We start from the raw sequence: 8798 nt of genomic DNA on the forward strand, positions 1-8798 counted from the left end.
CGCCGTCCACCTCATTCCGGTTGCATGCCCATGCCGACGCCGAAGCGGTTCCAGGCGTTGATGGCCGAGACCGCCAGGGTCAGTTCGGCGATCTCCTTGTTGTCGAAGTGCTCGCGCAGTTCGTCGAGCAGGCCGTGCGGCAACGCCCCCTGGCTGAGGCGGGCGAGTTGCTCGGTCCAGGCCAGGGCAGCGCGCTCGCGCGGGGTGAAGTAGGGGGTTTCCCGCCAGACGCAGAGCGCTTGCAGACGCTGCTCGGTCTCGCCGGCCTTGCGCGCGTCGTTGGCATGCATGTTCACGCAGTAGGCGCAACCGTTGATCTGCGAAGTGCGCAGGTAGACCAGTTCGATCAACGGGCGCTCCAGGCCGGCCTTGGCCAGGGCCTTTTCCAGGCCGAGCATGGCGGCATAGGCGTCGGGGGAGGCTTTGGCCCATTCGAGGCGGGTGGTCATGGCGAATCTCCTTGGCTGATTGGCAGCCGCGAGAGTGGAAAGCGGCGCGGCATGGGGTAACACTAAGCCTGCCTTTGGCTTCCACGAAGAGCCAATTACCAGAAATACCAGGTAGCCAATTTCGCCATGGAACTGCAACTGATCCTCGACGGCCGCCACGACCTGGTCGGCCAGCTCTATCGCCAGCTGCGCGACGCGATCCTCCATGGTCGCCTGGCCACCGGCGATCGCCTGCCAGCCACGCGCTACCTCGCCGAACGCCTGGAAGTGTCGCGCAAGACCGTCAGCGAAGCCTACGAGCGCCTCGCCAGCGAGGGCTTCCTCGAAGGCCGGGTCGGCAGCGGCACCTTCGTCGCCCGCGGGCCCGCCGGGGAAGCGCCGCCGCAGCGCGCCGACGGTCCGTTGCGGCCGGCCGCGCGCTGGGCACGCATCGAACCGCAGTCCGGTCTGATGGACCAGCGAGCACCGCTCCGCTACAGCTTCGCCGGCGGCACGACCGACAAGCGCCGCTTTCCCTTCGATACCTGGCGTACCTGCGTGCTCCAGGCGCTACGCCTGCAACAGCGCTCGCCGGCGTTCTACAAGGAAACCGAAGGCGACCCCGAGCTGCGCCTGGCGATCTCCCGCTACCTGGCGATCAACCGCGCCGTGCAGTGCGACTGGAACGCCCTGATGGTCACCCAGGGCGCCCAGCAGGGACTCGACCTGCTGGCCCGGGTGATGCTCGACCCCGGCGACCTGGCGGTGGTCGAGGAACCCGGTTATCCGCCGGCCCGCGCCAGCCTGCTGGCCACCGGCGCCGAGGTGCGCGGAGTGCCGGTGGACGCCGAGGGGCTGCGCGTCGACCTGCTGCCGGACAACGCCAAGCTGGTCTACGTCACCCCGTCGCACCAGTTCCCGCTGGGCATGCCGATGAGCCTGGAGCGGCGCCTGCAGTTGCTGGACTGGGCGCAGCGCCACCGGGCGCTGATCATCGAGGACGACTACGACAGCGAGTACCGCTTCGACGGGCGTTCGCTGGAGTCGCTGCGCAGCCTCGACCGGAACGGCCAGGTGGCCTACCTCGGGACCTTTTCCAAGACCCTCTTCCCCGAGCTGCGCCTCGGCTACCTGCTGCCGCCGGCAAGCCTGCGCGAAGCGGTGCTGGCGGCGCGCAAGCTGGTCGACCGGCACAGCGAGACCTTGCAGCAACGCGCCCTCGCGCTGTTCATCCAGCGCGGCGACTTCGCCCGCCATACGCGCCGCCTGCAACGCGAATACGCCCAGCGTCGCGGGCGCCTGCTGGAACGCCTGCACGGCGACCTGAGCCCCTGGCTCGAAGCGCTGCCGGCGGTGGCCGGGATCCACCTCGCGGCGCGCTGTCGCGAACCGCTGGATGTGCTGCGCATCGCCCGTCATTTGCGCCAGCAAGGCCTGGAGGTCGGCACCCTGCCGCCCTTCTACGCGGAAACCCCGGCACAGGCCGGCTTCCTCTTCGGCTTCGGCTGCATCGAACGGGACGACATCGACCCGGCGTTGGACCTGTTGCGCGCCGAGCTGCGGCGCTAGGCGCGCTTCCGCCCATCCACGGCCGGCAACTCGGCGGCGCGCAGGTAGGTGCCGATCTCCCCGGCCAGAGGCTCGATTGCAACCGCGTCCCATGCCCAGCGGCGCATGACGCGTCGCGTTATCCGCCCTACGGGAGGCGCCGCCCCTTGCAAAAGCCCAGCGAGGACGGCTCAGGGCTGCAGCAGTTTCGCCAGTCGTTCGCCGTCCATGCCGAGCATGCGGGCAGCCTTGCTCTCGGCCAGTTGCTCCGCGTCGTCCTCGGGCAGGCTGGCGGCCTGGGTCGCCAGGCTGAGGATCAGCTCTTCGCGGGAAAGCACGCCACCGAACTGGTACGCCGCAGCGATCAGCCGGCGCAGCTCCAGCGGCAGCCGCCAACGCGCCCGCAGGGCCGAGCCGAAGCTGGCGCCGAAACGCCCCAGCAGCTCGTCGAGCCGCGCCTCGTCCAGCGCGCCGCCGCCATCGCACCAATCCTGCAATGTCCGCAGCAGCGCCAGGTCGCCCAGGCGATGCAGCAGCCCTGCGGTATAGCAGCGCTCGACGTCCGCGCCGAGGGCGTCGGCCAGTTCCCAGGCGATGTCCGCGCAACGTTGCGAAAGATCCCAGAAGTGCATGGCGCGCTCGGCCAGCAGCGGCTCGCCGAGCTGGATGGCCCGCTGCAGACTGAAACCGAGCACCAGGTTCAGGCTGTGCCCGAGTCCCAGCCGCCGCAGGGCCTGGCCCAGGGTCTGGCAGGCCGGACCGACGTGCCGGGCGGCGCTGTTGGCGGCGGCGATCAGGCCAGCGGTGATCTGCGGATCGCGGCCGAACTCATCCTCCAACACGCGCAGCGGATGCTCCTCGGCGCTCAGGCAACGATCGCTGGCGGCACGCACGTCGGCCAGCAACGGCGCCCCCTCCGCGGAGTCGCGCGCGCGTTCGAGGAAAGCCTCCAGGTTCTCGCCCGCGTCCCGCTCCGGCAGCGGACAGGCGACCACTTCGTCGCCCTTCAGCAACAACCCTCGCAGGCGTTGCATCAGGTTCTCGGCCTGGAACGGCTTCACCAGGTAGGCGGTCGGCGCCAGTGCCACGGCGGCGCGCACGCTGGCCTGGTCGGCGCGGTCGCTGATCAGGATGAACGGCTGCTCGGCGACCGAGCGGCGCAGGCGCGCTTCGCGCAGCAGCTCGAAGCCATCCACCTGCGGCAGGTTCAGCTCGGCCAGGATCAACGCGAAGCGCCGGCGCCGGCAATGCGCCAGCGCTTCTCCGCCATCGCCGCAGAGGACCAGCCGGGCATCGCAACGCACGCCGAGGACCAGTTGGCCAAGCAAGTCGCGACTCCAGGGGTCCGGGTCGGCAATCAGGATGACGGGGGCCTTTTTCGCGGCACTCATGGCGTTCCTCTTCGAACCTGGCGAACCGAGCGGGACGCACCAGGCATGACAGGCGGGCACGACACGGCCCGCGGGCACACAAGGGTATGACGGACGAACACGGCGCGCCTCTAGGACCTGTCCTAATCGCCACGAACGGAACGACCGGAGGAATGCGGGAGGATTCGTATGCGCCAGGCGCCCAAGGGTAACAGGCGAAAACCGTTCGTCGGGCGTTTCGCGGAAAACCCTGGCAGAAAAAAGAGGCTTCCGTTTCCGTGAAGCCTCGGAAAGAAAGGCCCGCGCGGACGCGCGGGCCTCGGGGGTATCGCTTTGCCGGTGCAGCTTAAGCGAGTTCGTCGAAGCACTCGGCCAGGATGGCCAGGCCCTTCTCCAGTTGCGCGTCGGGGATGGTGACGGGCATGAGGAAGCGGATGACGTTGTAGTAGGTGCCGCAGGAGAGCAGGATCAGGCCCTTCTCGCGCGCACGGACGACGATCTTGCTGACCAGCTCGGCGGCCGGCTTGTGGGTATCGCCGCCCTCGAACAGCTCGATGGCCACCATCGAACCCAGGCCACGAACGTCGCCGATCACCTTGTGCTTGGCCTGGATCTCGCGCAGGCCGGCCTTGAGGCGCTCGCCGACGGCTTGCGAACGTTCCAACAGCTTCTCTTCCTCGAACACCTTCAGCACGGCCAGTGCCGCGGCGCAGGCGATCGGGCTGCCGGCATAGGTGCCGCCCAGGCCGCCGGGCGCAATGGCGTCCATGATCTCGGCCTTGCCGGCCACGCCGGAGATCGGGAAGCCGCCGCCAACCGACTTGGCGAAGGTGGTCAGGTCAGGAACGATGCCCAGTTGCTCGGTAGCGAAGAAGGTGCCGGTACGGCCGGCGCCGGTCTGCACTTCGTCGGCGATCAGCAGGATGCCGTGCTGGTCGCACAGGGCGCGCAGGCGCTGCATGAAGGACTTGGAGTTGACGTAGAAGCCACCCTCGCCCTGCACCGGCTCGATGATGATCGCGGCGATGTCCTGGGGCTGGGCATCGTTCTTGAAGATGCGCTCGATGCTGGCGATGGAGTCGTCCTCGCTCACGCCGTGCAGCTCGCAGGGCGCCAGGGCGCGGAAGATGCCGCCCGGCATCAGGCCCATGCCGGCGGAGTACGGGACCACCTTGCCGGTCAGGCCCAGGGTCATCATGGTGCGGCCGTGGTACGCGCCGGTGAAGGCGATCACGCCAGCGCGGCCGGTGGCGGCGCGGGCGATCTTGACGGCGTTCTCCACGGCTTCGGAGCCGGAGGTGACCAGCAGGGTCTTCTTCGGGAAGTCGCCCGGCACGCGCTTGGCGATTTCCTCGGCCAGCTCGATGTAGGGTTCGTAGGCCAGCACCTGGAAGCAGGTGTGGGACAGCTTGCCCAGTTGCTCCTGGACCGCGGCGATCACCTTCGGATGCAGGTGGCCGGTGTTCAGCACGGCGATGCCGCCGGCGAAGTCGATGTACTCGCGGCCTTCCACGTCCCAGACGGTGGAGTTCTCGGCGCGCTCGGCGACGACCGGGTGGATCTGGCCCACGCCGCGGGGTACCGCGGCCTGGCGACGCTTCAGCAGGGATTCGTTGGTCTTGCTCATGGCTTCCTCAGTGGCCGCTCATCGGGTCGGCCGGGTCAAAGGATGAAGGCGGGAAGGAAGCTCCCCAAGGCAGCATGCGATGATCGACTGCCTCGGGACTTGCAGGCCCGCCAGGGCTCGGAGCCGCTTCGCGATCGGCGACCGCGTCTCCCGGTTCGTCCGGTGCCACCACCGGCAACGTCGACACCGGACGGCGCAGCTCTTGCCTGCCGTCCGGCCCCTCCGGATGCGTTCCTCGCCGGGCTCAGATACCGCCCAGGCAGAGGTACTTGATCTCGAGGTAGTCCTCGATCCCGTACTTGGAACCTTCGCGGCCCAGGCCCGAGGCCTTGATGCCGCCGAACGGCGCCACTTCGTTGGAGATCAGGCCGGTGTTGATGCCGACCATGCCGTACTCCAGTTGCTCGGCGACGCGGAACACGCGGGCCAGGTCGCGGGCGTAGAAGTAGGACGCCAGGCCGAACTCGGTGTCGTTGGACATGGCGATGACCTCGGCCTCGTCCTTGAAGCGGAACACCGGCGCCAGCGGGCCGAAGGTCTCGTCCTTGGACACCAGGGCGTTCTTCGGCACGTCGACCAGGATGGTCGGCTCGAAGAAGGTGCCGCCGAGGGCGTGCGGCTTGCCGCCGGAAACCACCTTGGCGCCCTTGGAGACCGCGTCGGCGATGTGTTCCTCGACCTTGGCCACGGCCTTGGCGTCGATCAGCGGACCGGTGGTCACGCCGGCTTCCAGGCCGTTGCCGATGTTCAGCTTGGCCACGGCGGCCTTCAGCTTGTCGACGAAGGCGTCGTACACGCCGTCCTGCACGTACAGGCGGTTGGCGCAGACGCAGGTCTGGCCGTTATTGCGGTACTTGGAAATCAGCGCGCCCTCGACGGCGGCGTCCAGGTCGGCGTCGTCGAACACGATGAACGGCGCGTTGCCGCCCAGCTCCAGGGACACCTTCTTGATGTCCTGGGCGCACTCGGCCATCAGTTGGCGGCCGATTTCGGTGGAACCGGTGAAGGTCAGCTTGCGCACGATCGGGTTGCTGGTCAGCTCGCCGCCGACTTCGCCGGCGCTACCGGTGACCACGCTGAACACGCCCTTCGGAATGCCGGCGCGCTCTGCCAGTTCGGCCAGGGCCAGGGCGGAATACGGGGTCTGCGAAGCAGGCTTGAGCACCATGGTGCAGCCGGCGGCCAGGGCCGGGCCGGCCTTGCGGGTGATCATCGCCGAGGGGAAGTTCCACGGCGTGATGGCCGCGGTCACGCCGATCGGCTGCTTGATCACGATGATGCGCTTGTCCGGCTGGTGGCCGGGAATGGTGTCGCCGTAGATGCGCTTGGCTTCTTCGCCGAACCATTCGAGGAAGGAGGCGGCGTAGGCGATCTCGCCCTTGGCCTCGGCCAGCGGCTTGCCCTGCTCGATGGTCATCAGGCGGGCCAGGTCGTCCTGGTTCTCGATCATCAGGTCGAACCAGCGGCGCAGCTTGTTGGCGCGCTCCTTGGCGGTCAGCGCACGCCAGGCCGGCAGGGCCTTGTCGGCAGCCTCGATGGCGCGGCGGGTCTCGGCGGCGCCCATCTTCGGCACGCTGCCGATGATCTCGCCGGTGGCCGGGTTGTTCACCTTGATGGTCTGGCCGTTGTCGGCATCCACCCAGGCGCCATCGACGTAGGCTTGTTGACGGAACAGCTTGGCATCTTTGAGTTGCATGACCTGTCTCCTTCGAGGAATGCCGTGAGCAGCGGGTCTACCTCGACTACCCCGCGTGCCTGGTTGTCTGGTTCGGTTGTAACCGGAAAGTGTTGCCTGCTGGTTATTCGAAAGGGCCAGCGCCCCGGTGTTCCATTTCCTGCGCCCTGTGCCAGCGGCGTCGCCGTTACCGGCCGGCCACCATGCGCAACGGGCGGACGCGGACGAACGCGACCGCCGGCAGGCGTCGGGGAGGATACGAAAGGCTCGTGCGGAAAAGGGATCGCGGACGAAACGCCACGCCGGCACCACGGCGGCCCGGCAGCGCGAAAGGCCGGACGAGCGACGGGCAGGTCAGAAAGAGGTCATTCCAGGGGCACGCGGCCGGCTGAACTGATGCCAATTCCCCGGTCTCCTGTTGTTGTGGCTTTGGGGGCGTTTGAAATCTCAAACGAATCCTAGGGCCACCACTGACAAAGGGCAATACCCGTTCGATAAAATCAACGAAAGTCGGAAAATTCTGCTGCTTTTCTGAGCACATCCTCGACGGACGGTCGTTTTCGTTCGAAATCACGAACGTACGCACATGGAATGGACTCCCGCCGACGAGATGCGTATGATTGCGGCCTGCCGCGCGAGCCGCGGCGTTGCATCCGTAGCTCAGCTGGATAGAGTACTGCCCTCCGAAGGCAGGGGTCGTGGGTTCGAATCCCGCCGGATGCGCCATACAGATCAAGCGCTTACCAAAAGTCATTAGCCACAAGCCACCTCTCATGGGTGCATGGTGGGTGCAGTAAGCCTAAAGGAAAGCCCCGTCCTGAATCGCTCAGGCGGGGCTTTTTTATGCCGGCCAGCTCAAATGTCTGTCGTCATTTCCAGCAGGGCAACCGGGTGGCCTGCGTCGCTCCCGGTAAGTTCGATCCCCTGGCGATTGGTCAGGCAAGGTGGGATTTCCTCACTTCCCCCATTGGTGGTTGTGAGATAGCGCCGCGTTAGCCCATGGCTCAGTTCGGAGCCATCGCTGGTCGCGCCAAGGGGCGCACTTGAAATGCGCCCCTTCCCGGTAACGCGATCAACGTTAGTCCACCGTTAGCCAACGTTGCTCCAACGTTAATGCCCGAGGCCGTAACTCAGCGGGGTCGCCGTCTCCACAAAATTGCGGCCACGGTCGCGCGATCATCTCCTGAAAAATCAGGGCATGTTCACTACGAATATTTTGTAGTGGCGGCTTCAGCCGGTGGCTGGAGTGAGAGTTTTACGAGACTCTCGTAATACCCCGAATCTGGGGGATTTTGTGCGTCCGAAATTCGGACGCACAAAACACCGACTGACGACGAATTTCGTCCGCAGTCAAAAGGACGTTTTGCGTACTTTTGAAGCCGGGTTTTCAAATGCGGGATATTCCCGTATTTGCGCTTGAACGCAGCGAGCCTTTGTCTGCAATGCAGGAGATCCAAAACCGGCGATTTGCCGGTTTTGAGGTCAGACTATCCGACTTCAAGCCGGCCACCCGCATTTGAACGGCGGTTCGCCCCCATTGGGGGAATACCGGCTGAGGGAGAGGTCACGCATACGGTGGAAAGGTGAGCTTGTACCGGCTGGGCTTGGTGAACGTTTGGACAATCAGACTACGCGTGCTGAAGCGTTGTTTGGATAGGGGCAGAGGCAGAAAATACTCCGACCATTCAGCCTCACAATCCAAAAGCCATTGTGCAACTTTTTGGTGGATAAAGCTGTGGATAGAACGCTAGGGAACAAACACCCAAAGGGCTCCGAGAGAATGCGCAACTTTTTGCAAGCGGTGTGCAAAAAGTTGCGCAATTTTCAGTGTTCTTCCCATGAGAATCGCCAGCGAATTTTTGGCTTCCCCCAATAACGCCTTGATGGAAAAGAGTTTTCAAGACTAGTGGCACGGTTCTTGTCTAGCACCGATGCCCCCGGCATATCGCCTGGGCACTTTCAACGACAAGGAACGTATCCATGGCAACCCCCGCCTACATGTCCATCACCGGCACCAAGCAGGGCCTGATCACCGCCGGCGCCTTCACCGAGGACTCGGTCGGCAACACCTACCAGGAAGGCCACGAGGACCAGGTGATGGTCCAGGGCTTCAACCACGAAGTGATCATCCCGCGCGACCCGCAGTCCGG

6 protein-coding genes and 1 tRNA gene are annotated in these 8798 nt (G+C 65.8%); 3 read left to right on the plus strand and 4 right to left on the minus strand.

The window, feature by feature from the left end; translation table 11 throughout:
- Positions 1-11: 11 nt before the first annotated feature.
- Positions 12-449 carry a carboxymuconolactone decarboxylase family protein gene (locus FHW81_RS30450; RefSeq protein ID WP_080911316.1) on the minus strand — a complete coding sequence of 146 codons (438 nt, stop codon included), beginning with the start codon at positions 447-449 and terminating at the stop codon, positions 12-14.
- A 126-nt stretch (positions 450-575) separates the two neighbouring features.
- Between FHW81_RS30450 and FHW81_RS30455 the strand changes: the two genes are divergently transcribed.
- Positions 576-1997 (plus strand): PLP-dependent aminotransferase family protein, encoded by a 1422-nt coding sequence (locus FHW81_RS30455; protein WP_003106262.1) that lies wholly within the window; start codon positions 576-578, stop codon positions 1995-1997.
- Between the two features lie 170 nt (positions 1998-2167).
- On the opposite strand, the gene FHW81_RS30460 is transcribed toward FHW81_RS30455, so the two are convergent.
- The 3 genes from FHW81_RS30460 to gabD form a co-directional block, all read right to left on the minus strand.
- On the minus strand, positions 2168-3367 hold the full coding sequence (locus tag FHW81_RS30460; RefSeq protein ID WP_023091462.1) for an HDOD domain-containing protein: 1200 nt from the start codon (positions 3365-3367) through the stop codon (positions 2168-2170).
- A 325-nt stretch (positions 3368-3692) separates the two neighbouring features.
- Positions 3693-4973 (minus strand): 4-aminobutyrate--2-oxoglutarate transaminase, encoded by a 1281-nt coding sequence (gabT, locus tag FHW81_RS30465; protein WP_003106268.1) that lies wholly within the window; start codon positions 4971-4973, stop codon positions 3693-3695.
- A 244-nt stretch (positions 4974-5217) separates the two neighbouring features.
- Positions 5218-6669 carry an NADP-dependent succinate-semialdehyde dehydrogenase gene (gene gabD, locus FHW81_RS30470; RefSeq protein ID WP_003106269.1) on the minus strand — a complete coding sequence of 484 codons (1452 nt, stop codon included), beginning with the start codon at positions 6667-6669 and terminating at the stop codon, positions 5218-5220.
- Between the two features lie 628 nt (positions 6670-7297).
- Between gabD and FHW81_RS30475 the strand changes: the two genes are divergently transcribed.
- Positions 7298-7374, plus strand: a tRNA-Arg gene (locus tag FHW81_RS30475).
- A 1254-nt stretch (positions 7375-8628) separates the two neighbouring features.
- Positions 8629-8798, plus strand: a 170-nt coding sequence (tssD, locus tag FHW81_RS30480; protein ID WP_003115670.1) for a type VI secretion system tube protein TssD, incomplete at its 3' end; no start/stop codon positions are given.

Origin of the sequence: Pseudomonas sp. RC10-4-2, assembly GCF_050433085.1 — a bacterium.
Lineage (GTDB): Bacteria > Pseudomonadota > Gammaproteobacteria > Pseudomonadales > Pseudomonadaceae > Pseudomonas > Pseudomonas aeruginosa.